This is a genomic window from Kitasatospora sp. NPDC030952 (assembly GCF_055571335.1).
On the sequence record NZ_JBVIFM010000004.1, the window covers coordinates 369,925 to 395,085 of the forward strand.

Sequence of the window (25,161 nt, forward strand, 5' to 3'; positions counted from 1 at the left end):
GCGGACGGTCAGAACATCAGCACCAGCAGGCCCGCCGCGCCCAGCGCACAGGCCAGCGAGAGCAGCGCCAGCCCGAACTCCCCCGGGGGCGGCGGGAACCGGCGCACCGGATGGACGGCCTGGCCCCGGCCGGGGCGGGACGGGTGGTACAGCACCGTCACCTCGTCCCCCACCTGGTAGCGGCCGCCCTCCGGGCCCTCGTCGGGCCGCAGCAGTTCGACGGTGCGGCCGTCCGGCAGGCCGAACTCGATCGTCACCCGCCGGCGCTCGTAGCCCTCGGCGGTGGTCTGCCACCGCACCTTCCGCACCCGGCCGACCGTGCGGACCCCGTCCCGGCGCAGCGCCCGGGCCGCCCGGCCCGCCGAGGCGAACGCCGCGGCGAACCCGGCCAGGACGGCCGCCCCGACCAGCAGGAAGAGATCGAATACCACTCCCACACCGGTCAATGTATCCACCACGCAACGAAGTTGGGAAGACGGCCGCTCGGTGCCGCAGGTCGGGCGGCACCCCGGTCTTCCGGCCGGCCGGGTCGGCCGTCACACTGTCGCGAGCACGAAGGAACCACCGAACGGGGACAGCATGGCCAAGCGTCCGAACAAGAAGCAGAAGAGACCACTCGCCGCGGGGGTCAGCAGGCCGGCCGGGGCCGCCCGGCGACGCCCCCGCAAGGACGTACCGCTCTCCCCGCGCACGGTGCGCCGCACCGCGCTCCTGGCCGGGCTGCTCGCCCCGCTGCTGATCCTCGGGCTGCTCGCGGTGGCCACCAACCCGGACTACCAGGCGCCCTGCACGATCGTCGCCGTCGTGGTGCTGATGGCGGCCGTGATCGGGGTGATGCTGATCCGCCCCAGCGGCTGGGTGCTCTGGCCCGCCGTCCTGCTCGGCGTGCTGCTCCTGGCGCTCCCCACCGCCGCCCTGCGCGCCCAGCTGATCGCCCACCGCGGGGTGGACACCCGGGTGGTGATCACCTCGGCCCACAGCAGCAAGGACAAGACCGGCAAGGTCAGCTGGAGCTGCGGCATCCGGCGCGAGGACGGGCAGCCGCTGCCGCACGGCACCATCGAGGGCATCGGCTGCTCCCGCAACTCCGTCGGCCAGACCACCACCGTGCTGGCCGACCCGGACGGTTGGGCCCCGCCGGCCACCCTGGACGACGACCTCTCCTTCAGCGCCACCGTGGTCTGGGTCGCGGGCGCGGTGGCCGTCCTCTGGATGGGCCTCACCTTCGGCGCGGCCCATCGGACCCTCCGCGGCCGGAAGGCCTGACCCATGACGGCACGGGAACCCCGACCGGCGGAGCCGACCGGCGCGCCGGGGCGTCAAGAACGCGCGAAACCGCCTGGTGCCCCCGTGGCCTGCGGGGATAGCGTGACGCCGTGAACGAACTGGTGTTCCGGGGCAAGGACCTGTTCCGCCCCTCCAAGTCGCACCTCATCGGCGCGATCTGCTTCGCGGTCATCATGGTGTCGGTCGGCGTCCTGCGCTCCGGCCCGGTGTTCATGGCCTGGTCGCTGGCCTCCGTCGTGGTGCTGTTCGTGCCGGTCTACTACAGCTCGTGGCGGGGGTGGAGCCGGGTCGGGCCCGACGGGGTCACGATCTGCTGGGGCTTCGGAGCCGGCCGGACGTACTCCTGGCAGGAGATCCGCTGGGTCGACGTCCGCGAGACCCCGCTCAACAGCGTGGCCGGCAGCGGGGGGACGGCCCGGGCGGCGCGGATCTTCACCACGAGCGGGCGCCGGCGCTCGCTGCCGGGCCTGGCCTGGAGCCCGCTGTACCCGGCCGAGGACTTCGACGTGAACGTCGAGCGGGTGCGCGACTGGTGGGAGTCGTGCACCGAGGAGGCGCAGCGCGTCCGGCCGGCCCGGCAGCTCCGGGACCGGCTCACGCCGACGACGGCGGCGATCATCGCCGTCGTCCTGATCATGGTGGTCGGCTGGTTCGTGATCGCCTCGCGGTACTGACCGCCTTTCGGCCCGCGGCAGTTGAACGGGTGCGCCACCGGTCCGACCGGTGGCGCACCCGTCGTCGTCCGTGCCGCCGTCAGCCCTGCTGTCAGCCCCGCAGGCCGTCCAGCAGGGCGAGGGCGTCCTCGACCGAACCCGCCGGGTCGGCGACGGGGTAGAGCACACCCCGGACGGTACGGCCGGCGTCGAGGATCAGGGTGAGCCGCTTGAGGCGCTCGACGCCGGCGGCGCGGAAGGTGGGCAGCCGCAGCCCGGCGGCCAGTTCGAGTCCGGCGTCGGAGAGCAGCGGGAACGGGATCCGGGCGTGCTCGGCGAACGCGGCCAGTTGGTCCGGGCGTTGGGTGCTGACGCCGTAGACGGCGGTGTCGCGGGCGGCGAACTCGCCCATCCGGTCGCGGTAGGTGCAGGACTCCAGGGTGCAGCCGGGCGCGCCGGGGATGTCGCCCCAGCCGGGCGGGTGGTCGGCCCCGCCGGGCGCGTAGGCGCCGGGGTAGCAGTACAGCACCGTCCAGGCGTGGTCGGTGGCGACCGGGTCGACCGCGGCGCCGGTGGCGGCGGTGAGTTCCAGGGCGGGCAGCCGGTGGCCGGTGAGGGCCGTGACCCGGCGGGTCTCGGCGGAGTCGGGGGTGCTGGTGGCGGAGAGCGTGCCGTCGCCCAGGACGTAGCGCCCGCCCCAGTCCTGGAGGGCGACCAGCACCGGCAGCAGTCCGCGGCCGCGCTCGGTCAGGTGGTACTCGTAGCGCGGCGGGTGCGGGTGGTAGAGCCGCTTCTCCAGGACGCCGTCGGCGACCAGCGCCTTGAGGCGCTCGGTGAGCACCTTGCGGCTGATGCCGAGCGCGTTCTGCAAGGCGTCGAACTGGTGGATGCCGCCGGCGACGTCCCTGATCAGGAGCAGGGTCCAGGTGTCCCCGACCACGGTCAGGGCCTGGGAGATCGCGCAGTCGGGGTCAGCCGCTTCCGTGTGCCGCATGATCACCCATTATAGTGAGTTCCCAAAAGGAACTCACTCGGTCTCGCGACCGGTGACGCGAAGGGGTGGACGTGACGACGCAGACGGTGGGCGGGGCGAGAACGATGGACCCGGACGGCGGTCGGGGACGCGGCGGCGGGGCGGGCGGCGGCGGGGCGACGGCCTTCTGGCGCTACTGGAGCGCCTCCACGGTCAGCCGGCTCGGCGACCAGGTCACGACGGTGGCCCTGCCGCTGATAGCGGTCGTCACCCTGCACGCCTCGGCCTTCCAGGTCGGCCTGATCACCGGCGCCGCCTACGTCGCCTGGCTGCTGATCGGCCTCCCCGCCGGCGTGCTCGTCCAGCGGCTCCCGCTGCGCGGCACCCAGGTCGCGATGGACCTGATCCGCGCCGCCGCCGTCGCCTCGGTGCCGCTGTCGGCCGCGCTCGGTGTCCTGGGGCTGCCCCAACTGGTCGTGGTGGCACTGCTGGTGGGCTTCGCCAGTGTCCTGTTCGACGTGGGCAACTCCACCTTCCTGCCCGCCGTCGTCCCCAAGGAGCAGCTGACCGCCCGCAACAGCCTGGTCTCCGGCAGCATCGCCGCCACCGACCTGGCCGGGCCCTCGCTCGGCGGCGTGCTGGTGCAACTGGTCGGCGGAGCGGCCTCGATGCTGCTGGACGCCGTCAGCTACCTGGCCTCGGCCGCCTTGCTCGGCAGCCTGCCGCCGCTCGGCCCGCCCGCCGCCCGGCCGACCGGTGGCATCGGGATGCGCGAGCAGATCCGCGAGGGCTGGCGGTTCGTCGCCCGACACCCGGTGATCCGGCCCTGCGTCGCCGACGCCACCGCGGTGAACTTCGTCTGCGGCGGGCTGATGACGCTCACCCCGGTCTTCCTGATCCGCACCCTCGACGCCCCGGCCGCCGCCGTCGGCGCCCTGATGGCCACCGGCGGGCTCGGCAGCCTGCTCGGCGCCGCCGCCACGCCCCGGCTGGTCACCCGGTTCGGCAGCGCCCGGGCCCTGCGGTGGGCGGCGGCGGTCGCCACCGGCTTCGCCCTGCTGCTCCCGCTCGCCGGATCCGGCTGGGCCACCCTGGTCTTCGCCCTCGGCAACGCCGGGTTCTCGGCCGGGGTCGTGGTCACCAGCATCGTCACCCGCACCCACCGGCAGACCGAGACGCCCCCGGAGCTGCTGTCCCGGGTGATGGCCACGGTCCGCTTCGTCTCCTGGGGCGCCATCCCGGTCGGCGCCCTGGCCGCCGGCGCCGCCGCGGCCGCCTGGGGGCCGCGCACCGCGCTGCTGCTGGTCGCGGTCGTCAGCGTGGCGAGCCCGCTGATCCTGCTGGCCGGCCCGATCCGCCGGATGCGCGAGCTCGCCTGAGGTCGGGCCGGGGCGGCCGCGGGTCCGGCGTCCGCCCCGGTGGGCACCGTGCGGCCGGTACGGTGCCCACCGGGTCGGTGGGTTCAGGAGGCCGTGCAGGTCACCTGGTCGACCGTACTACTCCGGCCTCGGCGCCATGGGCCCGGTCCTGGCCGGGCCCGGCATCGGCTGGTACTACGACCTCGGCCTCCAGTACCTGCGGATGATCTTCACCGGCGTCTTCGACCGCTTTCCCGGACTTCAGGTCATCGCCGGGCACTGGGGCGAACTCACCATGTTCCACCTCGACCACGTCGGGTTCTTCGCCGAGGCGGGCGGCCTGCGCCGGCCCCTCGCCGACTACTGGCGGCAGAACTTCTGGGTCGCGGGCAGCGGCACCAACAGCCCCCGCTACCTGCGGTGGACCGCCGAGGTCATGGGCACCGACCGGATGCTGTACTCCACCGACTACCCGTTCACCTACGGCTTCCGCCCCGGCGGCTTCCCGTACGTCGACACCAGCAACGGCGAGGCCCGCGCCTTCCTGGAGAACGCGCCCTTCACCGAGGACCAGAAGGCCGACATCGGCCACCGCAACTGGGAACGGCTCACCGCCCGAGGTGTCCGAGCCGCCCGAGGTGCCCGAGCCACCCGAGCCGCCCGCCCCGCCGGAGCTGCCCGCGTCGACCGCCCCGTTCAGAGCCCGCTCGGCCAGGCGTAGCCGCTCGGCACGGTGACCGAGGCGTTCTCCGCCGCCGTGCCGTACACCAGGGCGATCTCGTCATGGGCGTTCAGCCGGATCGCCGCCGGATCGCCGGCCACCGGCTTGCCGTCGACGTACGCGGTCAGGGTGTGGGTGGCGTCGGTGCGCAGCCCGCCGAGGTGGTCGGCGGAGGCGGAGACCTGCCACTCGGTCAGGAACTGGCCCAGGGTGAAGTCGGCGCTCACCGGCGACTCGACGTGGATGACGCCGCTGGTGTCATGGGTGTGCAGCGGGCTGATCCGCTGGGCGCCCTCGTCGATGCCGACCAGTGCGGGCACCGTCACCGGCTGCCCGTCGGCGTAGACGTCGAGGTGGGCGTGGATGTGCAGGGCGGTGCCCTCGGCGCCGAGCATCGGCAGCCCGGCCGCCTTGACGGCCGCCGCGACATCGGCGGGCGCGTCCCAGGGCGGCGGGGTGGTGCGGCCCTCGGCGGTCGTCCGGGGGTGGGCCGGGACGCCACTGGGGCTGGAGGAGCTCTGGTTGGTGGCGATCACGACGGCGATCCCGCCGATCACGACGAGCACCAGCAGGCCGATCAGTCCGCCGACCAGCCATCGCCGGTCCCGGGCGTGCCGGGCCTCCGCGGCCCGGAGTGCCGCGACACGGGCCTTCCGGTCGGAGGGCTCCGGTTTCTGCGCTGACATGGCTGCCGGCCTCCTCGTCCGAGGCGGTTCCTCCCTTCAGCCTCGCAGAGTCCGCCCGACCGGGCGCGCCGAGCCGGGGCCGGCCGCAGCCGGTGACCGGACGGCCACCGTCGGTGGCCGGGACGGGCGTTCGGCGCCACCGAAACGGCCTCGGCCCCCACGAAGGGGGCCGAGGCCGTTGGGGCCCGTCTTCGAACTCCCGTCTGCGGGAGTCCGGAAACAGGCCCCGGGGAAGGAGCGCGGTCAGCGCTGGCCCGGGTAGCCCTGCTGCCCCGGCTGGCCCGGGTAGGACACGTTCGGGACCTGCGGCGGGTACGGCTGGGCCGGCGGCGGCACCTGGGCACCCGGCTGCGGCGGGTACGGCTGGGCCGGCGGGTAGGCCTGCGGCGCCTGCCGCGACGGGTAGGGCTGCCCCTGCTGCGGCGGGTAGGGCTGCTGCGCCGCCGGCTGCGGGTACGGCTGCGCCGCCGGCTGTGCACCGAAGCCCGGCTGCGGCTGGATCATCTGCTGGCCGGGCATCGGCTGCCCCATCGGCTGACCGGGCGTCTGGTAGCCGGGCATCGGGTAGCCCTGGTTCTGCGGCGTGTCGAAGGGCTGCGAGCTCGCGTCGATCGACCCGGGCGGGAAGGCGGCGCTCAGCTGGTCCATCTCGGCCCGCCAGATGCGGTGGATGTTCAGGCGCACCGACTTGCTCTCACCCGGCATCTGGAGGTACATCGAGCTCCAGATGCTCGCCCGCTTGACCCGGCTGACCGGGAAGGCGTGCCGCGGGTAGGCCGCGACCACGTCGCCGGGGCGGTTGTTCCAGCGGTTGGCCGAGTTGACCACCACGTGGCTGTTGGTGAGCGTCAGGAAGTAGTACCTGCGGGTCAGCACGATGATCAGGCCGACGAGCGGAATCTCACCGAGTGCGGCGGCGAGCCACGGGCTGGGACCGCTCTCCGCGTGCACGCAGGCGATGAAGGTCTCCCCGGGAGGCGCGACCTGCGCGAGCTTCTCGATGACCTGGGCCTTCTGCTTGGCCCGGAGGAATGCCATGTCTTCTGTACCTCTTACCCCGTCTTGTCCGCCGGCTCGGTGCGGCGGGAAATCGGCTGAGGTTAGCAGGTGGTGATGACACTTCGAACACCAGCGCCGCCGGGACGGACGACGCCCCGCCGGGCGGCGGACCGGCGGGGCCGAGTCGGCATACGGAGCATCCGCCGGACAGGCCTCCGCGTTCGCCCCGGGCTCGGCGGCCGGGCGGTCCGGCGCACGATGACGCGCGGTCCAGCGCACCGTGCCGGGCGGTCCACCGCGCGGCGACGCGCGGTTCAGCGCACCGTGCCGCGCGCTCCACCGCACGGCGACGCGCGGTTCAGCGCACGGTGGTGACGGTGAAGCCCTCCGGTGCGCGCAGCCGGACGGCTCCGGTGTGGTCGGTCTCCACCTCGACCGTCAGCCCGGCCACCGTCAGCCCGCGGATGCGCAGCGACTCGTACCCGGCCGGGAGCCGGTCCCGGACCGACAGCCGGCGGTTGGGGGCGTCCGCGTCCAGGCCGAGCAGCGCCTGCAGCACCAGCACGGCCGCCGCGGCGGCCCAGGCCTGGGGGCGGCAGGAGGCCGGGTACGGGACGGGACGGGCGTAGCGGTCCCGCGGGTAGCCCGCGTACAGCTCGGGCAGCCGGTGGTCGAAGGCGGCGGCGGCGCGCACCAGTCCGGCGGCCAGCGGCGCGGCGGCCCCGTGCAATCCGGCCCGGGCCAGGCCGTGCACGGCGATGGCGCTGTCGTGCGGCCAGACCGAACCGGTGTGGTAGCCCAGCGGGTTGAAGCCGACCGTGGCGGCGTCCAGGGTGCGCAGGCCGAAGCCGCTGTCCAGGCCGGGGGCGGTGAGCCGGCGCGCCACCAGCGCGCTCTCCTCGGCGTCCAGCAGGCCGGTGCCGAGCAGGTGGCCGAGGTTGGAGGTGACCGAGTCGACGGGGTGCTTGTCGCGGTCGAGGGCGACCACCGGGTAGCGGCCGTCCGCGTCCTGCGCCCAGAACCGGTCGCGGAAGCGCTCGCGCAGCCGCTCGGCCCACGGCCGCCACCGCTCGGCGCCGGGGCGGCCGAAGGCCTCCAGCAGGTCGGCGGTCTTGACGGCGGCCTCGTGGGCGTAGGCCTGGACCTCGCTGAGCGCGATCGGGGCGGCGGCGATCCGGCCGTCGCGGAAGCGGATGCCGTCCGAGGAGTCCTTCCAGCCCTGGTTGGAGAGGCCGCGGCCGGTGCTGTCGACGTACTCCAGGAAGCCGTCGCCGTCCGGGTCGGCGTAGCGCTCCAGCCAGTCGAGCGCGGCCTCGGCGTTCGGCAGCAACTCCTCGACCTGGTCGGCGGGCAGGCCCCAGCGCCAGGCGTCGTGCAGCAGCAGGAGCCACAGCGGGGTGGCGTCGGCGGTGCCGTAGTAGCCGGGCGGGAGTCGGGAGCCGGTGTCGAGGTGCTGCTCGGCGCGGCGGACCTCGTGCAGGATCTTGCCGGGCTGTTCCTCGGTGGCCGGGTCGACGGCGCGGCCCTGACGCCGGGCCAGGGTGCGCAGGGTGCCGGCGGCGAGGGCGGTGCCGAGCGGGAGCATCATCCGGGCCGCCCAGAGCGAGTCCCGGCCGAACAGGGTGAGGAACCAGGGTGCTCCGGCGCCCAGGAAGGTGTCGTCGGGGCGCAGCGGGTCGGTGAGCAGCAGGCCGCGCAGGTCGTGGTGGGCGCGGGTGAGCCAGTGGGCGAGGTGGTGGTCCCGGCCGGTGATCTCGGGGGTGGTCCAGGGGGTGGTGGTGGCGGCGGGGAAGAGGTCGCCGTCGCGGTGTTCGGCGGTGCACGTGAGGACGGCCTGCCAGCGCTGGCCGGGGGCGAGTTCGAGGTCGTAGCCGAGGGTGCCGGTGGCGGGGTCGTGGTGGTGGGGTGCGGGGGTGAGGGTGAGGGCGGCGGTGAGCGGGCCGTCGGTCCAGCGCAGGCCGTCGGTGTCGCCGCCGCAGGGCTTGAGCGGGGTGCCGGAGCGGCCGGCCTTGACGGTGTCCATGGTGGCGAGGTCGCTCTCGGCGCGGATCTCCAGGCGCAGCCGGGCGGGGCGGCCGCCGGCGTTGTGGAGGGTGTAGCGCTCGACCAGGCGGCCGGGGTGGAGTTCGCGGCGGCGTTCCAGCGTGGTGGCCGGGTCGGCGGTCTCCTCGGCGAGGCCGCGCAGCACGGTGACGAAGGCGGTGCGGCCGTCCGGGCCGTCGACGGTGGCGACCGGGGCGTTGGGGACGCCGCGGGCGCCGACCTCCAGCCGGGAGAGGATGCGGCGGTCGCCGTGGTAGAAGCCGTCCGCGCCCTCCGCGATCCGGCCGTCGGGGCGGGCGGCGCAGAAGCTGGGGGCGGCCACGGAGAGCCTGGCGTCGTGCAGGAACGGCTGCAGCTCGATCGCTGACATGGTCTCCTCGTTCTCGGTCGGGGCCTTGACAGTCGCTTCCACCCGGGCGCAACCTTTCTGCCATTGGAGCGTTCCAAGACATTAACTCCCCTGGTGGGCTTGATGGAACCCCCGCTTGGAACGCTCCAAGCCCAGCTCTTCGAAGCCCAGCCCCGTGGCGACAGAACCTAGGATCACCGTCATGCATGCACACTCTTCGCCCCGGCCCCGGACGGGGGCCGCCGTGACCCTCGAAATGGTCGCCGCCCGGGCCGGCGTGGGCCGTCAGACGGTGTCCAACGCGATCAACTCGCCCGACCTGCTGCGCCCCCAGACGCTGGAACGGGTCCGGCGCGCCATCGACGAACTCGGCTACCGGCCGCACCGGGCCGCCCAGGCGCTCAAGACCAGGGCCAGCCGGCTGATCGGCTACGGCATCCGCTCCAGCAGCACCGGCGTCCCCACCCCGGTCCTGGACCGGTTCCTGCACTCGCTCTCCGAGGCCGCCGACCGGGCCGGCTACCGGGTGGTGCTGTTCGCCGTCGCCCCCGGGGACGACGAACTCACCAGCTACCAGCAGCTGCTGGACGAACACGGCGCCGACGGCTTCGTGCTCAGCGGCACCGACCGCGGCGACCGCCGCCAGGGCTGGCTGCACGAACGCGGCGTCCCCTACGTCGCCTTCGGCCGCACCTGGTCCGGCAAGGACGTCGGCGACTGGGTCGACGTGGACGGCGCCACCGGCACCTCGACCGCCGTCCGGCACCTGGCCGGGCTCGGCCACCGCCGGATCGGCTTCCTCGGCTGGCCCAAGGGCTCCGGGGTCGGCGACGACCGCGCCCGCGGCTGGCAGAGCGCCATGCGCGAACTCGGCCTCTCCACCCGGGGCCGCCGGGTGGAGAGCCCGGACGACCCGGAACAGGCCACCGGGGCCGCGGCGAAGCTGCTCGCCGGCGGGGCGACCGCCGTGGTCGCCGCCAGCGACACCCTGGCCCTCGGCTGGTACCAGGCACTGCGCCGGGCCGGCCGAACCCCCGGCCCGGAGGCCGCCGTCATCGGCTTCGACGACTCCCCGATCGCCCCCCTGCTGTTCCCCGCGCTGTCCACCCTCGCCCAGCCGCTGGACGTCGTCGGCCACGCCTGCATGCGGCTGCTGCTGGAGCGCCTCGGCGACCCCGGCCGGCCCGTCGAACACGTCCTGCTGGAACCGGAGTTGGTCCTCCGCGAAAGCGCGTGACGCCCCTCCCTCGAAGCTCCCCCGAAGGTTCGCCGCCCTCCCCCGAAGGTCTGCCACCACCCCTCCCACCCTCGCAAGGAGATCCCGCATGGCCACCTCCCGCACCCTCGCCGCGGCCGCCGTCTGCGCGGCCGTCGCCCTCGGCGCCGTCACCGGCTGCTCCTCCTCGGGCGGTTTCGGCGACTCACCGGCCAAGCAGTCCTCCGGCGCGAACCAGAGCCTGACCGTCCTGATCGCCACCTCCGGCGAGGCCGAGACCGCCGCGGTGAAGGCCGCCACCGCCGCCTGGGCCGAGCGGACCGGCAACTCCGTCACCGTGCAGATCGCCGGCAACATGAACCAGCAGCTCGGCCAGGCCCTGGCCGGCGGCAACCCGCCGGACCTCTTCTACGTCAACTCCGACCAGTTCGCCAACTACGCCAAGGGCGGCTCGCTGTACGCCTACGGCGACCGGATCCCGGACGCCGCCGACTTCTCCGAGCAGCTGCGCAAGGCCTTCAGCCACGACGGCAAGCTCACCTGCCTGCCCAAGGACAGCTCCACCCTGGCCCTGGCCGTCAACACCACCCTGTGGCAGCAGGCCGGACTCACCGAGGCCGACTACCCCACCAGCTGGCAGCAACTCGCCGACGACGCCGCCAAACTCACCAAGGACGGCGTGACCGGCCTGGTCACCGCCCCCGACTACCAGCGGATCGGCGCCCTGCTCAAGGAGTCCGGCGGCTGGCTCACCAACCCCGAGCAGACCGCGATGACCGCCGACAGCCCCGCCAACAAGCAGGCGCTGGAGTACCTCCAGGGCCTGCTGAAGTCCGGCTCCGCCAAGTACGTGGCCGACGTGGACGCCGGCTGGGGCGGCGAGGCGCTCGGCAAGGGCAAGGCCGCGATGACCATCGAGGGCAACTGGCTCAAGGGCGCGATGGCCAAGGACTACCCGGACGTCAAGTACCAGGTCCTCCCGCTGCCCGCCGGGCCGGCCGGCCCCGGCACGCTCGCCTTCAGCAACTGCTGGGGCATCGCCGCCAAGAGCCGCCACCAGGCGGCCGGCGTCGACCTGGTCAAGCACCTCACCTCGGGCGACCAGCAGTTGGAGTTCGCCGAGGCCTTCGGCGTGATGCCCTCGCGCACCAGCGCACTGGCCGCCTACGCCCGGAAGTACCCCGAGTCCAAGGCCTGGGTCGACGGCGTCGCCTTCTCCCAACCACCGGTCACCATAGCCGGGTTCAACCAGGTGCTCGGCCAGTTCAACACCGACCTCCAGTCGCTGCGGACCGGTGACCCGGCCACCATCCTGGGCACCCTCCAGCGCAACGGCGAGCAGGCCGTCAAGAATGCCCGGTGACACCGGGGCCAGGCTCGCCCGCCGCCTGCGCGAAGGGGCCTGGGGCTGGCTGTTCACCGGCCCCATGGTCCTGGTCCTCGGCCTCTTCATGGTGCTGCCGATCGCCATGGCGCTCTGGGTCAGCCTGCTGCACTGGGACGGCCAGTCCAACCCCTTCAGCGGCGACGCGGACTTCGTCGGCCTGGACAACTACCGCCGGCTGTTCGCCGACGACGGCCTGGACCGCACCCTGTTCGCCACCTCGCTGCGCAACACCCTCTACTACGTGCTGCTGACCGTGCCGCTCCAGACCCTGCTGGCGCTGTTCCTCGCCATCACCCTCAACCAGCGGATGCTGCGCGGCCGCGGGGCCCTGCGCACCGTGTTCTTCTTCCCCTCCGTCACCAGCTCGATCGCCGTCTCCACGGTCTTCCTGTTCCTCTTCCAGGGCAGCGGCGCCGTCAACCGGATGCTGGGCTGGATCGGGGTCAAGGGCCCCAACTGGTTCGCCGATCCGCGCGGACTGGTCTGGCTGCTGCTCGGCCGCCTCGGCGTGCACCAGCCCGCGCCCACGGCCGGCGGCCCGCTCGGCCTCCCCTGGTCCGAGTGGTTCGCCGGGCCCTCGGTGGCGATGTGCACCCTGATCCTGATGGCCGTGTGGACCACCTCCGGCACCTTCATGCTGATCTTCCTGGCCGCGCTCCAGGACGTCCCGCGCGAGCTGGAGGAGGCCGCCGCCCTGGACGGCGCCAACCGGCGCCAACTGCTGCGCCACGTCACCCTGCCCGCGCTGCGGCCCGTCCTGTTCCTGGTGCTCACCCTCGGCCTGATCTCCACCTGGCAGGTCTTCGACCAGGTGTACGTGATGGGCAAGGGCGCCCCCGGCAACACCACCCTCACCCCCGCCTACCTGTCCTACTCCGCCGGCTTCGACAACGCCGACTACGGGCAGGGCGCGGCCATCGCGTTCGTCCTGCTCGGCCTGGTCCTGCTGTTCACCGCCGTCCAGCGGTGGGCCCTGCGGGAACGGGACGGCGCACCGGGGCCACGCCCGAAGGGAGCCCGCCGTGCGGCGCGCTGACCGTACGCCCGGCCCGGAGCGGCCCGTGCTCGGCCGCTTCCCCCGGCCGCTGCGCCTCCTCGGGTACGCCGCGCTGCTCGGCTTCGCCCTGCTCTACCTACTGCCGTTCCTGCTGCAACTGGCCAACAGCTTCAAGACCGACCCGGACGCGGCCGCCCACCCGATGACGCTGCTCCCGGACGGCGGCACCCCGGCCTCCTACCGGCGGCTGACCGGGCAGGCCCGGGGCGTGGAGAACGTCCCCTTCCTGAGCTGGCTGGGCAACAGCGCGCTGGTGACCGTCCTGGTCACGGCCGGGCGGGTGCTGTTCGACTCGATGGCGGGCTACGCCCTGGCCCGGCTCCGGTTCCCGGGCCGCCGGCTGCTGTTCGGCTTCGTGCTGGCGGTGATGGCGGTGCCGGGCGTGGTACTGCTGATCCCCAAGTTCCTGGTGCTGAAGAGCTTCGGCATGTTCGACACCTACGGCGGGATGGTCCTGCCGCTGCTGGTCGACGCCGCCGGGATCTTCATCATGAAGCAGTTCTTCGAGTCGGTGCCGCGCGAGATCGAGGAGGCGGCGCGGATCGACGGCGCCGGGACGTTCCGGATCTTCTGGTCGGTCGTGCTGCCGATGTCCCGGCCCTCGCTGATCACGCTCACCGTGCTCTCCTTCCAGGGCTCCTGGAACGAGTTCACCCACTTCCTGGTCTCCACCCAGTCCAGCGAGCACGACACCCTGACGACCGGTCTGGCGCACTTCGTCTCCGGCGGCCTCGGCTCCGGGACGCAGTACCCGCTCAAGCTGGCGGCGGCGCTGCTCTCCACGGTGCCGGTGGCGGTGCTGTTCTTCTGCTTCCAGCGGCACTTCGTGCGCGGGGCCAACTCCGGCTCGTCCAAGGGCTGACGGGGGGTCGCGTCCCGTGCGGTGGCCGTCGGCGAACTCCAGCCACAGGCCCGGTGGATCGGGTGCTCAGCCGGCGCGCAGTTGCTTCGGGCCGGTGACGCCGGGCAGGTCCGTCGGCGCCCCCAGCCGGTCCACCGGGGTGTCGACCGGGTAGCCCGCGCATTCGGCGCGCGCCACGACCGCGAGGGTGTGCTCGACCGGGTTGAAGTCGACCGAGACGGTCTCGGCGAGGGCGCCCGGTCCGGTGCCCGGCGGCTTCAGCGCCAGACTGGGGATCGGGGCGGACTCGTCGACGAAGGTGACCGTCCAGCCCTGCCCCGGCAGGGTCTGCCGGGCGCGCCCCAGGGCATCCGTCCACTGGGCCGCCGTGACCCCGGCGAGGGTGAACCCGGCCCTGAGCACGGCGGTACGGGGCCGCACCGCGCCGGAGCTGGTCAGGCCGTCGAGGGCGTGGGCCAGGCCCCGGGAGTCGCAGGAGTAGATGTCGGCCGTGATCCCGTCGTCCCTGGACCGGGTGGGGGCCGGCGTGACGCCCGACGGCAGCGCCAGGGCGTCGTAGACGGCCTGGGTCCGGGCGTCCAGGTGCTCGGCGACAGCGGCCGGGTCGGCCACCGGGTAGGGCTCCCCCGACCAGGTCCGCGAGAGTTCGTCCGCCACCGTCACCGCGCCGCGGTAGCCGGCCGTGCCGAGCGCCGCTCCCGCGACCGCCACCACCAGCGCCGCCCGCACGGCCTTCCGACCGCCCCGCCCGTCTTCGCGAACACGCTTCGTCATGATCGCCATCGTGCCCGGCCGGGCCGGGCCGCCGCCTGAGTACCCGTACTCAGGCGGCGGTCGGTGGTGCTCAGGCGTGGGCGGCGGCGCACTCCGGGTGGCCCCAGCCGGCGCCCACCTTGGTGATCTTGTCGCCCTTGGCGTACGGGCGGCTGCACGGGCAGGTGCCGGGGAAGCGGGCGTTCAGGGTGCGCGAGGTGCCGCTGCGCTTGGCGGCGCCGGTGCCGGTGCCGGTTCCGGCGGCGGCGGCGGTGGAGCGGGCGGGGCGGGCCTTGGGCGCCTTGGTGGCAGCGGCCGGGTCGGGCACCGGGAGGTCGGCGGCCGTCCCGGCGGCGGCCTGCTGGGTGCGGGCGGCGTCGCTGGCGGCCTGGTCGGCGATGGCGTTCAGCGGGTCGCCGTCCACCTGGTGGGCGGGGACGTACACGAAGGTGACGTCCCGGCCCTCCAGGAGTTCGTCGATCCGCTGGATCAGCTCGCGGTTGGCCACCGGCTTGCCCGCGGCCGTCTTCCAGCCGTTGCGCTTCCAGCCCTTGAGCCACTTGGTGACCGAGTCGCGGGTGTAGGTGCTGTCCAGCCGGACCTCCAGCGGCACGGCCGGGTCGGTGGCGGACAGCAGCTGCTGAAGCGCCGTCAGCTCGCCGATGTTGTTGGTGCTGTGACCGAGCGGCCCGGCCTCCCAACGCTGGGGCGCCCCGGCGCTGTCCGCGACCACGTAGGCCCAGGCCGCCGGGCCCGGGTTGCCCTTGGCCGCTCCGTCACACGCTGCAATGAGTCGTTCCACCATGCCCCCGATCATGCCTGGTCAGGCGGCCCGGAGCCAAAGCGGGTCAGGGCCGAAGCCGGTCAGGGCCGAAGCCGGTCAGGGCCGAAGCCGGTCAGGGCCGAAGCCGGTCAGGGCCGAAGCCGGTCAGGGCCGAAGCCGGTCGGGGCCGAAGCCGTCAGAGCCGCAGGAGTGGGAGCAGCAGCGCGGCGGACCAGCTGAAGTTGGTGGAGTTGCGGCCCACGCCGGTCAGCGGGTCGTAGTTCTCCCGCACCGGCCCGTCGCCGCTCAGGCCCTCGGCGGCGGCGAGCAGGCGTTCCACCGCCCGGCGGGCGTCCTGGTCCCAGCCGTGCCGGCGCAGGCCCTCGATCGCGAAGTAGGTCTGGTCGAGCCAGGCCAGGCCGCGCCAGTAGCCGGCCGGGTCGAAGGACGGCGAGCTGCGGGCCACGGTCGGGAAGGGCATCGGGGTGCCGAACTCCGCCGGGTCGAGCAGCAGGGTGCGCACCGTACGGGCCTGGGCGGGGGCGGCGCTGCCGGACCACAGCGGGACGGCGCCCTCGATGCCCCGGCCGCGGGCGGTCAGCCGGGCGCCGGTGGCGAGGTCGGTGTCGTGGAACCAGCCGGTGGCCGGGTCGTACATGGTGGCACGGATCGCGGCGTCGATCCGCTCGGCCACGGTGCGCAGCCGCTGCGCGCCGGGGCGGTCGCCGAGTTCGGCGGCGATCAGGGCCAGGTGGCGGTGGTCGGCGGCGAGGTAGGCGTTGAGGTCGACGGAGCGCTGGGTGAGCGACCAACTGAGCAGGGTGCCCCCGGCGTCCCGGTTGGGGACGACGGTGGCGGCGTCGAAGCGCGGGGCGTTGTCCATGCCGGACTCCCAGGCCGCCGCCTGCCGGCAGTCCTCGGGGGCGGCGTTGGCCGGGTCGACGGTGGCGCCGTACTCGCACAGGCCCTCGCCGAGGTGGTCCCGGGCCGACCTCACCTGTGGCGACCTCCAGCCGCTCGGCATCCACCCGAGCTACGGCGGCGGCAACGCGGGCTTCATCGGCTCGGCGGACGACCCGCGCCTGGTCGCCGAGTACCCCAGCCGGCTGTTCGGCCTCACCCCGACCGAGGTGCCCGGCGAGTACGGCTTCGGCGACGTGGCGTACGAGCGCACCTCCTTCGCGCTGCGCGAGGAGGGCAAGGAGTGGGTCGGCACCGCCGCCGCCCTGCACGGCATCGCCGCCGGGGCCTACCTCGCCCTGATGGGCCCGCACGGCATGCGCGAGGTCGGCGAGACCGTCCTTGCCAACACCGCCTACGCCCGGCAGCGCCTCGCCCGGGTGCCCGGGGTGGAACTCACCGACCCGCAGGCGGTGCACTTCGCCGACTTCACCGTGCGCTACCCCGGCGGCCCCGGCGCCGCCGAGGTCGCCGCCGCCCTGCTCGCCCGCGGCCTGCACGGCGGCACCCCGGCCGGGCCGTACGAGGGCCGCTACTGCGTCACCGAGCTGCACACCCAGGCCGACATCGACCAGCTCGCCGACGCGCTCGAGGAGATCATGAAGTGACGAACCGTCAGAACGCCGCCGACGCGCGGATCTCCCCCAAGCCCGCCCTGCGCCGCTTCCACCAGGCCCGCTGGGACGAGAAGCTGGTCTTCGAACTCGGCGCCCCCGGCGAGCGCGGCGTACTGCCGCCGCTGCCCGAGCCCGGTGTCACCGCCGCCGTCGGCGACCCGGCCGAGCGGCTGCCCGCCGCGCTGCGCCGCACCACCCCGGCCGCACTGCCCGAACTCGGCCAGCAGCAGGTGCTCCGGCACTACCTGCGGCTCTCCCAGGAGAACCTGGGCGCCGACCTCAACGTGGACGTCGGCCAGGGCACCTGCACCATGAAGTACAGCCCCAAGGTCAACGACACCTTCGTCCGGGACCCCCGGATCGCCGCCCTGCACCCCGCCCAGGACCCCTCCACCGTCCAGGGGGTGCTCGAACTCGTCCACCGGCTGGAGCAGTTGCTCAAGGAGATCTCCGGCATGGACCGGGTCAGCCTGCAGCCCGCGGCCGGCAGCGCCGCGATCTGGACCAACGTCTCGGTGATCCGCGCCCACCACGCCGCCCGCGGCGAGGCCGCCCAGCGCGACGAGATCATCACCACCGCCTTCTCCCACCCCTCCAACGCCGCCTGCGCCAAGACCGCCGGGTTCAAGGTGATCACGCTCCATCCGGACGCCGACGGCTACCCCGACATCGAGGCGCTGCGCGCCGCCGTCGGCCCCCGCACGGCCGCCCTGCTGATCACCAACCCCGAGGACACCGGCATCTACAACCCGCGGATCGCCGAGTTCGTCCGGATCGTGCACGAGGCCGGCGGCCTGTGCGCCTACGACCAGGCCAACGCCAACGGCATCCTGGGCATCACCCGGGCCCGGGAGGCCGGCTTCGACCTGTGCCACTTCAACCTGCACAAGACCTTCTCCACCCCGCACGCCTGCGGCGGCCCGGCGGCCGGCGCCTGCGGGGTCACCGCCGAACTGGCCCGCCACCTCCCGGGCCCCACCGTCGAGTTCGACGGCGAGCGGTACCGGCTGGACGACGACCGGCCGGAGTCGATCGGCAAGATCCGCCCCTACCTCGGCGTCGTCCCCAACCTGGTGCGCGCCTACGCCTGGATCATGTCGCTCGGCGCCGAGGGCCTGCGCACCGCCGCCGAGACCGCCGTGCTCAACAACAACTACCTGATGCACCGGGTGAAGCAGATCCGCGGCGTCAGCGTCCCGTACGCCGAGGGGCGGCCGCGGGTCGAGCAGGTCCGCTACAGCTGGCAGCGGCTCAACCAGGACACCGGCCTGCACAGCGAGGAACTCGGCTACCGCGCCGCCGACTTCGGCACCCACTACTGGACCAGCCACCACCCGTACCTCGTCCCCGAGCCGATGACCCTGGAGCCCACCGAATCCTACTCCCGCGCCGACCTGGACGAGTACGCGGCGATCCTCGCCGAGGTCGCCCGCGAGGCCTACGAGGAGCCGGAGACCGTCCGCACCGCGCCGCACCGCTCCACCGTGCACCGGATCCGGCATGAGCCGCTGGACGACCCGGAGGTCTGGGCCGTCAGCTGGCGCGCCTACCGCCGCAAGGTCCTCGGCGCGCAGCCGTGACCGCACCGCCGGTCGGGCTGGTGGTCAACCCGGTCGCCGGACTCGGCGGCCGGGTCGGCCTCAAGGGCAGCGACGGCGCCGGCGTCCAGCGGCGGGCGCTCGCCCTCGGGGCCCGCCCCGAGGCCCTGCACCGGGCCGAACTGACGCTACGTCAGTTGACGGGCGTCGAACTGCTCACCGCGGCGGGCTCGATGGGCGCGGCGGCGGCCGCCGCGGCCGGCCGTACCGCGCGGGTGGTGCACCGACCGCCCAGTACGGACACCAGCGCCGCCGACACCCGCGCCGCGGTGCGCGCCCTGGTCGCGGCCGGCGCCGAACTGCTGCTGTTCTGCGGCGGCGACGGCACCGCCCGGGACGTCCTGGACGCCCTCGGCCCGGACCCCCGGGTGCCCGTGCTCGGCATCCCGGCCGGGGTCAAGATGCACTCCGGCGTCTTCGCCGTCCACCCCCGCGCCGCCGCCGAGGTGGCCACCGCCTGGGCGCGCGGCGCCGCCCGGCTGGAGGCCGCCGAGGTGGTGGACCGGGACGAGGCGGCGCTGCGGGCGGGCCGGGTGCACACCCGGCTGTACGGCCGGCTGACCGTCCCGGTCCTGCCCGCCCGCGTCCAGCAGCGCAAGACCGGCAGCGGCGGCCCCGACCCGTCCACGATCGGCGGGATCGCCGCCGAGGTCGCCGACCGGGTCGGGCCCGACGGGCTGCTGCTGCTCGGCCCCGGCAGCACCACCCACGCCGTCGCCACCGCGCTCGGCGCCGCCGGAGTCAGCCTCACCGGCGTCGACCTGCTCCGGCTGCGGGCCGACCGGCCGCCCCTGGTCCTGCTCCGCGACGCCCGCGCCGACCAACTGCGCGACCTGCCCGGCACCCCCTGGACGGCCCTCTCCCCCATCGGCGGCCAGGGCTTCCTGCTGGGCCGCGGCAACCAGCAGCTCACCCCCGAACTGCTGCGCGCCACCGGCCGGGAACGCCTGCTGGTCCTCGCCACCGAGGCCAAACTCGCCGCCCTCGCGGGGCGCCCGCTGCTGCTGGACACCGGCGACCCCCGGCTGGACGACGCCCTCTCCGGGCACGTCCGGGTGATCACCGGCCGGCACTCCAGCGCCGTCTACCGCCTCACTCACTGACCTCCGCACTCCCTGACCGCCTCACTCCTGACCTTCCGAACCGCTGACCGCCCGACCCCCTGCAGAGGATCACCCCCATGATCGACCTCCACGGCAAGCGCGCCCTCGTCACCGGCGCCGCCTCCGGCATCGGCCGGGCCACCGCCGCCCTGCTCGCCGAACTCGGCGCCGCCGTCGTCCTCGTCGACCGGGACGCCGACCGCGGCGAGCAGGCCGCCAAGGAGACCGGCGGCACCTTCCTCCACTGCGACGTCTCCCGGCGCACCGACTGCGAGCAGGCCGTGCGCACCGCCGTCGCCCGGTACGGCGGCGTGGACGTGCTGTTCAACAACGCGGGCATCATCCGCCGCTCCACCGTCACCGAGATCACCGACGAGGACTGGGACTTGGTGATGGCCGTCAACGTCCGCTCGATCATGCTGCTCAGCGGACTGGTCGTCCCGCTGATGGCCGCCAACGGCGGCGGCAGCATCATCAACACCGGCTCCGGCTGGGGCATCAAGGGCGGCGGCCGGGCCATCTCCTACTGCGCCTCCAAGGGCGCCGTGGTCAACATGACCCGGGCGATGGCCATCGACCACGGCCCGGACAACATCCGGGTCAACTGCGTCTGCCCCGGCGACACCGACACCGGCATGCTCGCCGAGGAGGCCCGCCAACTCGGCGAGAGCACCGAGGCGTTCTACGCCGACGCCGCCGACCGCCCGCTCGGCCGGATCGGCCGGCCCGGGGACATCGCCCGCACCGTCGCCTTCCTGGCCAGCGACGCCGCCGCCTTCATCAGCGGCGCCGTCATCCCCGTCGACGGCGCCGGAACCGCCTGACCGGCCGTGCCGTCCGGCCTGACGAGGGCGTCCGGCCTGACGAGGGCGTCCGGCCTGACGAGGGGTCGGACGGCGGCCGGTACTCTACGGGACGAACGAGGAAGGGAAGCCCGATGGCGATCGAGCGGCGTCCGCTGCGCGAGCAGGTGAAGGACGAACTGCTGGAGCAGCTCGGCCGGGGCCGGTTCACCCCCGGCGAGTCGATCAACGAGGTCCAGCTCGCCGAGGAACTGGGCGTCAGCCGGACCCCCCTGCGCGAGGCGCTGATCAGCCTGGAACGCGAGGGCATCATCACCAGCGAGCGCGGCAAGGGCTTCCGCTTCGCCCCCACCGGCAGACAGGAGTTCCTCGACCTCACGGCCATCGTGATCGCCCTGGAGTCGCTCGCCCTGCGCACCTCCGACCCCGCCCACCTGTCCGCGATCGCCCCCCGGCTGCTCGCCGAGGCCCACGCCTTCTCCGCGCCCCAGGCCCCGCACGGCACCATCGAGCGCTACGACGACGCCTGGCACGCCCTGCTGCTCTCCGGCTGCGCCAACGCCCGGCTGCGCGAGATGATCGACTCGCTGAAGCTCACCCTGCACCGCTACGAGCGGGTGGTGGTCGGCGACCACGAGATCCTGGAGCGCGCCGCCGAGGAGCACGAACGGATCGCCCAGTGCCTGCTGGACGGCGACATCGAGCAGGCGGTCCTCGCGCTGGAGGCCAACTGGACCAGCGGGATGGAACGCATCCTGGAACGCCTGGTGGGCACGCGTTAGGCGTTCGGCATGAGGCGTACGGCGTGAGGCATCGGGCGGCCCCGGACCGGCCCTACGTCCGAGGTCCGAGCGCGCCCGCGACCCACGGCCGATTGCTCCTCGGCCCGCCCGGCGCAGCATGATGGCCCGTATGTGGGCGAAGTGGATCGACTGCCGGGTTCGGCCCGGCGCACGGGCGGCGTTCGACGCCGGGCAGCGCCGCTGGTCGGCGATCGCGGACCAGCCGGGGCTGGTCGGGCAGGCGGGCGGCTGGTCGCAGGCGGGTGAGCGGGCGCTGCTGCTCGGCCTGTGGGCGGATCAGGAGGGCTACGCCCGCTTCATGCGCGAGCGCCATGACGACATCGCCACCGAGGCGGCCCAGCACGGAAGTTGGGAGTCGATCCAAGTCGCCTCCGGCCCGGTGGTGCAGCCCGTCCCGGGTACGGCCGCCACGCTCTCGGACGCCCTTCGGGAGGCCACTCTGCTGCGTGCCGCCGACTGCCGGCTGCGTCCGGGGCGCACCGAGCACTTCCTGACGGTCCAGCGCGAGCTCTGGTCCCCCGGGATGGCGGCGGCCGGTGGCCTGCTGGCGGGCGCCGTCACCCGCCTCGCCCCGGACCGCTACCTGGTGACCACCCTCTGGTCCTCCCCCGAGGCCCACGCGGCCTACGCCGCCGACGTCCTCCCCGCACTGCGCGCCCGCGCCGACGTCCCGGCCGACGTGGAGACGCTGATCGGGCACGTCCTGCCGCTGGAGCCCGGCTGGCGGGTGCTGCCCTGAAGCCAACGGTCGGACGGCCCCGAACCATGGGAACGAAATTCCGTACGTCGGTACACGTCGAAGTTTCCGAGCGGAATCCCGCCGGGACATTCGATTGCACTCCTCGGTACACATCCCCTGCGAAGTCGTTCGAACACGCGAGCGACTTCCTTCACCCCCGCTCCCCATTCCCGCCCGCCCCGTCGGCCCGGGAACGCGGAACAGCCCGCCGGCCAGGCCGGCGGGCTGTCGTGATCGAGCCGGGTTCAGCGAAGCCGAGGTCAGCGCGGCTTCTTGAAGCCCAGGGTCGTCGCGTCCTTCAGGGTGTAGATGGTGCCGTCCGTGTCCTTGCTGAAGTCGCCGACCTTGGCGGCCGTGGGCGGGGTGTAACGCTTGGGCAGCTGCGGGTTCTTGGCCATGGTTATCTCCAATGCATCGAGGCCGAAGCCTGCGGATGGCGTGACTCCATTGGGACCGGCTGTCGCCGCGACTGTCCAGTGGGATAACCAGATCTGGCCATTGACGAATGACCGCGCGTTCCCGCAGGTGGATCGCCAACGGAACGTTGCCAGGTCGGTTCGTGTGAGTTTTTTGCCTCACCTGAGCACCTACAGCATCAGGAGTGATCATTCTCGCCGTTGCCTTAACGTCATCAAGATGTGATTGCCTGATGATTTACCCGGCCTCGCCGTTGACCAAATGGCGCGTTCCAGGGGGGAAGTGGACCTTGCCCGGTTGTGCCCCCTTCCCCGGGTGGTGCACGGTTCCGGGAAACGGAGCCGCCGTGATCCCTGGGGGTAGACAGGTGCAGTCGCTCAACGACCACCTCGTGGTCTTTCCGGATTCCCCGGACGGTGCTCGGGCCCACCGTCGGCTGGCCGACACGGCACCGCGCCTGGTCAGCCACGCGTCCGGACGGCCCTGGCTGGCCGGCTCGTGGTCGCCGGAGGACCTGGTGGTGTCCGAGGCCGGTCCGGTCCGGGTGGCGGTCTACGGCCTGAGCCCCGTCCCGCAGAAACACCTCGACTCCCTGACCGGATCGGTGCGCGAGCTGTCCGACCTGGACGCCCTCGCCCGCCGGCTCCCCGGCCACACCCACCTGGTGGCGTCCGTCCACGGGCGGGTGCGCTTCCAGGGCACCGTCACCGGCACCCGGACCGTGTACACCGCCCGCGTCGGCGACGTACCGGTGGCCGCCGACCGGGCCGACGTCCTGGCCGAGTTGACCGGCGCGGACCCGGACGAGGACCTGATCGCCGCGAGCGTGACGTACGGCATGCTGTTCGCCCCGCTGAGCGAGCGCAGCTGGTGGCGCGGCGTCCGGCAGGTCGCCCCCGACTCCTGCCTGGTGCTCCCCGGCGAGGGCCCCGCCCGCACGGTGCGCTGGTGGCAGCCGCCGGAGCCGGACCTCCCGCTCGCCCAGGGCGCCGCCGCGGTGCGCGAGCGGCTGCGGGAGGCGGTGGCCCTCCGCAGCCCCGACCGGGGCCGGCTGTCGGCCGACCTCTCCGGCGGCATGGACTCCACCTCGCTCTGCTTCCTCGCCGCCGAGCACCACCCCGACCTGCTGACCTTCTGCTGGACCGGCGGCAGCGCGATCAACGACGACCCGCTGTACGCCGGCCAGGCCGCCCGCCTGCTGCCGCACGCCGAGCACCTGACCCTGCCGGACACCGCCGCCCCGCCGGTGTTCTCCCCGCCCTACTGGGCGGTCGACACCGAGGCCCCGCGGGCCGCGACCCGGGGCATGAACGCGATCCGCTTCGGCATCCGGCACCTGGTCGAACACGGCGCCACCCGGCACCTGGCCGGACACGGCGCCGACGAGCTGTTCACCGGCGGCGCCGCCTACCTGCGCACGCTCTTCCTGCGCCGGCCGGTCACTGCCTGGCGGCAGCTGAGCGCCCACCGGGCGCTGAACAGCTGGCCGCTGCTGCCCAGCCTGGCCGGGCTGCTGCGCGGCGGGGACCTCGGCACCTGGTGGCGCCAGTGCGCCGACGACCTCGCCCGCACCACCCCGCCGTCCCGGGCCCCGGCCCTCGGCTGGGGCGAGCGGCTCCCGGCCACGCCGTGGGCCACCGGGGACGCGGTGCGCACCACCCGGACGGTCTTCCGCGAGGTGGCCGACCGGGTCGTCCCGCTGGCCCGGGACCGCGGACAGCACGAGGCCCTCACCGCCCTGCGCAGCGCCGGCCCGGTGCTGCGGCTGGTCTGCCGCGAGTACACCGCCTCCGGGCTGCCGCTCGAACTGCCCTACCTGGACGACCGGGTGGTCGAGGCCGTGCTGGCGATCCACCCGCACGAGCGCTACAGCCCCTGGCAGTACAAGCCGGTGCTGGCCACCGCGATGCGCGGGCTGGTGCCCGACGTGATCCTCGACCGGACCACCAAGGGCGACTGCGAGGAGCCGGTCGACCGCGCCCTCCAGGAGCACGTCCCCGATCTGCTGGACCTCTTCGAGGACTCCCAACTGGCCCGCCGCGGCCTGATCGACCCCCGTCGGCTCCGGACCACCCTGATCACCCCGCCGCGGACCGCGGACGTCTGGTCCGCCCAGCTGGAGGCGACCATCGGCGCCGAACTGTGGCTGCGGGAGATCGCCGCCCGCCCCACCGCACTCCGGGCGACGGCCGGTCCGACCCTCAGCGGCACCGGCCACCCGCTCCGCACCCCCGACCGCGAGGAGACGCCGTGACCAGCCCGCCCTACGCCCTCCGGGCCCGCACCCGGCTGCCGCTGCACCGACGGCTGCTGCCGCTGACCGCCGTGGCGATCGCCCGGCCGCTGGCCACCCTGCGACCCGACCGCCTGCGGGCCGTCCTCGGGCTGCTGAGCACCGGCGCCCGGGCCGGCAGCGCCGCCCAGGCCTCCGAGGCCCGCGCCGCCGTGGTCGCGGTCAGCCTGCGCTGCGCCGTCCACAACTGCCTCCAGCGCTCGATCGCCACCGCCCTGCTCTGCCGGTTCCGGGGCGTCTGGCCGACCTGGCAGGCGGGCGTGCGCACCACGCCCTTCGCCGCCCACGCCTGGGTCGAGGCGGAGGGCCGGGTCATCGACGAGCCGTACCCCGACGGCTACTTCCGGCCGCTGGTCACCGTCGCGCCCAAGCAGCCCTCGGGTACGGACTGACGACCGTACGGACTGACGGCCGGACAGCCCGCTTCCGCAAACCCCGACCTCCCGAGGAGAGCCCGATGACGCTCCGCCTGACCTCCCACACCGTGTCGACCGACACGGACGACGGAGCCGTGCTGCTCAGCCAGCGCACCGGCCACTACTGGCAGCTCAACCAGACCGGCGCCTACGCGCTGCGGCGCCTGCTGGACGGCGGCACCGTGGACCAGGTGGCCGAGGAGTTCGCCGCCCACTTCGGCATCGCCCCGACCGAGGCGCACCAGGACCTGACCGAGATGACCGAACGGCTCCGCTCCTCCGGGCTGGTCGAGACCGGCTGACCC

26 protein-coding genes are annotated in these 25,161 nt (G+C 74.1%); 17 read left to right on the forward strand and 9 right to left on the reverse strand.

The window, feature by feature from the left end; genetic code table 11:
- Positions 1-8: 8 nt before the first annotated feature.
- Complete coding sequence (locus ACZ47G_RS11320; RefSeq protein ID WP_465741294.1) at positions 9-437, reverse strand: DUF3592 domain-containing protein; 429 nt, start codon at positions 435-437, stop codon at positions 9-11.
- Between the two features lie 142 nt (positions 438-579).
- Between ACZ47G_RS11320 and ACZ47G_RS11325 the strand changes: the two genes are divergently transcribed.
- Both ACZ47G_RS11325 and ACZ47G_RS11330 read left to right on the forward strand, forming a co-directional pair.
- Positions 580-1,266 (forward strand): hypothetical protein, encoded by a 687-nt coding sequence (locus ACZ47G_RS11325; protein WP_465741296.1) that lies wholly within the window; start codon positions 580-582, stop codon positions 1,264-1,266.
- A 110-nt stretch (positions 1,267-1,376) separates the two neighbouring features.
- The gene (locus ACZ47G_RS11330) at positions 1,377-1,961 is read left to right on the forward strand and encodes a hypothetical protein (RefSeq protein WP_465741298.1); all 585 of its coding nucleotides are present in this window, start codon (positions 1,377-1,379) and stop codon (positions 1,959-1,961) included.
- 91 nt (positions 1,962-2,052) lie between these two features.
- Here the strand turns inward: ACZ47G_RS11330 and ACZ47G_RS11335 are convergent, their stop codons facing one another.
- Positions 2,053-2,934, reverse strand: coding sequence for a winged helix-turn-helix transcriptional regulator (locus ACZ47G_RS11335; RefSeq protein WP_465741300.1), 882 nt, complete (start codon positions 2,932-2,934; stop codon positions 2,053-2,055).
- Positions 2,935-3,005: 71 nt separating this feature from the next.
- Here ACZ47G_RS11335 and ACZ47G_RS11340 point away from each other — a divergent pair, with 71 nt between their 5' ends.
- Together ACZ47G_RS11340 and ACZ47G_RS11345 are read left to right on the forward strand one after the other, a co-directional pair.
- The gene (locus tag ACZ47G_RS11340) at positions 3,006-4,292 is read left to right on the forward strand and encodes an MFS transporter (protein ID WP_465741302.1); all 1,287 of its coding nucleotides are present in this window, start codon (positions 3,006-3,008) and stop codon (positions 4,290-4,292) included.
- 136 nt (positions 4,293-4,428) lie between these two features.
- Complete coding sequence (locus ACZ47G_RS11345; protein WP_465741304.1) at positions 4,429-4,992, forward strand: amidohydrolase family protein; 564 nt, start codon at positions 4,429-4,431, stop codon at positions 4,990-4,992.
- On the opposite strand, the gene ACZ47G_RS11350 is transcribed toward ACZ47G_RS11345, so the two are convergent.
- The 3 genes from ACZ47G_RS11350 to ACZ47G_RS11360 form a co-directional block, all read right to left on the reverse strand.
- Complete coding sequence (locus ACZ47G_RS11350; protein WP_465741306.1) at positions 4,968-5,678, reverse strand: YrzE family protein; 711 nt, start codon at positions 5,676-5,678, stop codon at positions 4,968-4,970. The genes ACZ47G_RS11345 and ACZ47G_RS11350 overlap by 25 nt on opposite strands.
- Before the next feature lie 243 nt (positions 5,679-5,921).
- Positions 5,922-6,716 carry a hypothetical protein gene (locus ACZ47G_RS11355; protein WP_465741308.1) on the reverse strand — a complete coding sequence of 265 codons (795 nt, stop codon included), beginning with the start codon at positions 6,714-6,716 and terminating at the stop codon, positions 5,922-5,924.
- A 319-nt stretch (positions 6,717-7,035) separates the two neighbouring features.
- Positions 7,036-9,132, reverse strand: a complete 2,097-nt coding sequence (locus ACZ47G_RS11360) for an amylo-alpha-1,6-glucosidase (protein WP_465741310.1) — start codon at positions 9,130-9,132, stop codon at positions 7,036-7,038.
- 181 nt (positions 9,133-9,313) lie between these two features.
- Between ACZ47G_RS11360 and ACZ47G_RS11365 the strand changes: the two genes are divergently transcribed.
- The 4 genes from ACZ47G_RS11365 to ACZ47G_RS11380 all read left to right on the forward strand — a co-directional run bounded on the left by ACZ47G_RS11365 (position 9,314) and on the right by ACZ47G_RS11380 (position 13,591).
- Positions 9,314-10,306: a LacI family DNA-binding transcriptional regulator gene (locus ACZ47G_RS11365; RefSeq protein WP_465741312.1), complete on the forward strand. Its 993-nt coding sequence runs from the start codon at positions 9,314-9,316 to the stop codon at positions 10,304-10,306.
- An 88-nt stretch (positions 10,307-10,394) separates the two neighbouring features.
- On the forward strand, positions 10,395-11,648 hold the full coding sequence (locus ACZ47G_RS11370; protein WP_465741314.1) for an extracellular solute-binding protein: 1,254 nt from the start codon (positions 10,395-10,397) through the stop codon (positions 11,646-11,648).
- The gene (locus ACZ47G_RS11375) at positions 11,638-12,708 is read left to right on the forward strand and encodes a carbohydrate ABC transporter permease (protein ID WP_465741316.1); all 1,071 of its coding nucleotides are present in this window, start codon (positions 11,638-11,640) and stop codon (positions 12,706-12,708) included. The genes ACZ47G_RS11370 and ACZ47G_RS11375 overlap by 11 nt, the downstream gene beginning before the upstream one ends.
- Positions 12,695-13,591, forward strand: coding sequence for a carbohydrate ABC transporter permease (locus tag ACZ47G_RS11380; protein ID WP_465741318.1), 897 nt, complete (start codon positions 12,695-12,697; stop codon positions 13,589-13,591). The genes ACZ47G_RS11375 and ACZ47G_RS11380 overlap by 14 nt, the downstream gene beginning before the upstream one ends.
- A gap of 66 nt (positions 13,592-13,657) precedes the next feature.
- Here ACZ47G_RS11380 and ACZ47G_RS11385 read toward each other — a convergent pair whose 3' ends face one another.
- The 3 genes from ACZ47G_RS11385 to ACZ47G_RS11395 all read right to left on the reverse strand — a co-directional run bounded on the left by ACZ47G_RS11385 (position 13,658) and on the right by ACZ47G_RS11395 (position 15,990).
- Positions 13,658-14,365, reverse strand: coding sequence for a hypothetical protein (locus tag ACZ47G_RS11385; protein ID WP_465741320.1), 708 nt, complete (start codon positions 14,363-14,365; stop codon positions 13,658-13,660).
- A gap of 70 nt (positions 14,366-14,435) precedes the next feature.
- Positions 14,436-15,149 carry a ribonuclease H family protein gene (locus ACZ47G_RS11390; protein ID WP_465741322.1) on the reverse strand — a complete coding sequence of 238 codons (714 nt, stop codon included), beginning with the start codon at positions 15,147-15,149 and terminating at the stop codon, positions 14,436-14,438.
- A 154-nt stretch (positions 15,150-15,303) separates the two neighbouring features.
- Positions 15,304-15,990 carry an MGH1-like glycoside hydrolase domain-containing protein gene (locus ACZ47G_RS11395; RefSeq protein WP_465741324.1) on the reverse strand — a complete coding sequence of 229 codons (687 nt, stop codon included), beginning with the start codon at positions 15,988-15,990 and terminating at the stop codon, positions 15,304-15,306.
- Between ACZ47G_RS11395 and ACZ47G_RS11400 the strand changes: the two genes are divergently transcribed.
- The 6 genes from ACZ47G_RS11400 to ACZ47G_RS11425 all read left to right on the forward strand — a co-directional run bounded on the left by ACZ47G_RS11400 (position 15,989) and on the right by ACZ47G_RS11425 (position 21,730).
- Entirely contained in the window at positions 15,989-16,675 is a 687-nt protein-coding gene (locus tag ACZ47G_RS11400) for a PLP-dependent aminotransferase family protein (protein ID WP_465741326.1), read from the forward strand. The genes ACZ47G_RS11395 and ACZ47G_RS11400 overlap by 2 nt on opposite strands.
- The gene (gene gcvPB / locus ACZ47G_RS11405; RefSeq protein WP_465741328.1) at positions 16,672-18,264 is read left to right on the forward strand and encodes an aminomethyl-transferring glycine dehydrogenase subunit GcvPB; all 1,593 of its coding nucleotides are present in this window, start codon (positions 16,672-16,674) and stop codon (positions 18,262-18,264) included. Before ACZ47G_RS11400 ends, gcvPB begins: the two co-directional genes overlap by 4 nt.
- A complete protein-coding gene (locus ACZ47G_RS11410; RefSeq protein ID WP_465741330.1) occupies positions 18,261-19,385 on the forward strand; it encodes an ATP-NAD kinase family protein in 1,125 nt (374 codons plus the stop codon). The genes gcvPB and ACZ47G_RS11410 overlap by 4 nt, the downstream gene beginning before the upstream one ends.
- Before the next feature lie 77 nt (positions 19,386-19,462).
- Positions 19,463-20,209 (forward strand): SDR family NAD(P)-dependent oxidoreductase, encoded by a 747-nt coding sequence (locus ACZ47G_RS11415; RefSeq protein ID WP_465741332.1) that lies wholly within the window; start codon positions 19,463-19,465, stop codon positions 20,207-20,209.
- Between the two features lie 113 nt (positions 20,210-20,322).
- Positions 20,323-20,970, forward strand: a complete 648-nt coding sequence (locus tag ACZ47G_RS11420) for a GntR family transcriptional regulator (protein ID WP_465741334.1) — start codon at positions 20,323-20,325, stop codon at positions 20,968-20,970.
- A 130-nt stretch (positions 20,971-21,100) separates the two neighbouring features.
- Entirely contained in the window at positions 21,101-21,730 is a 630-nt protein-coding gene (locus ACZ47G_RS11425; RefSeq protein WP_465741336.1) for a DUF4937 domain-containing protein, read from the forward strand.
- Positions 21,731-21,990: 260 nt separating this feature from the next.
- Here ACZ47G_RS11425 and ACZ47G_RS11430 read toward each other — a convergent pair whose 3' ends face one another.
- Entirely contained in the window at positions 21,991-22,128 is a 138-nt protein-coding gene (locus tag ACZ47G_RS11430) for a hypothetical protein (protein ID WP_465741338.1), read from the reverse strand.
- Positions 22,129-22,514: 386 nt separating this feature from the next.
- Between ACZ47G_RS11430 and ACZ47G_RS11435 the strand changes: the two genes are divergently transcribed.
- The 3 genes from ACZ47G_RS11435 to ACZ47G_RS11445 all read left to right on the forward strand — a co-directional run bounded on the left by ACZ47G_RS11435 (position 22,515) and on the right by ACZ47G_RS11445 (position 25,158).
- Positions 22,515-24,401 carry an asparagine synthase-related protein gene (locus ACZ47G_RS11435; protein WP_465741340.1) on the forward strand — a complete coding sequence of 629 codons (1,887 nt, stop codon included), beginning with the start codon at positions 22,515-22,517 and terminating at the stop codon, positions 24,399-24,401.
- A complete protein-coding gene (locus ACZ47G_RS11440) occupies positions 24,398-24,832 on the forward strand; it encodes a lasso peptide biosynthesis B2 protein (RefSeq protein ID WP_465741342.1) in 435 nt (144 codons plus the stop codon). The genes ACZ47G_RS11435 and ACZ47G_RS11440 overlap by 4 nt, the downstream gene beginning before the upstream one ends.
- A gap of 65 nt (positions 24,833-24,897) precedes the next feature.
- Positions 24,898-25,158, forward strand: a complete 261-nt coding sequence (locus ACZ47G_RS11445; protein WP_465741344.1) for a lasso peptide biosynthesis PqqD family chaperone — start codon at positions 24,898-24,900, stop codon at positions 25,156-25,158.
- The last annotated feature ends 3 nt before the right edge of the window (positions 25,159-25,161 follow it).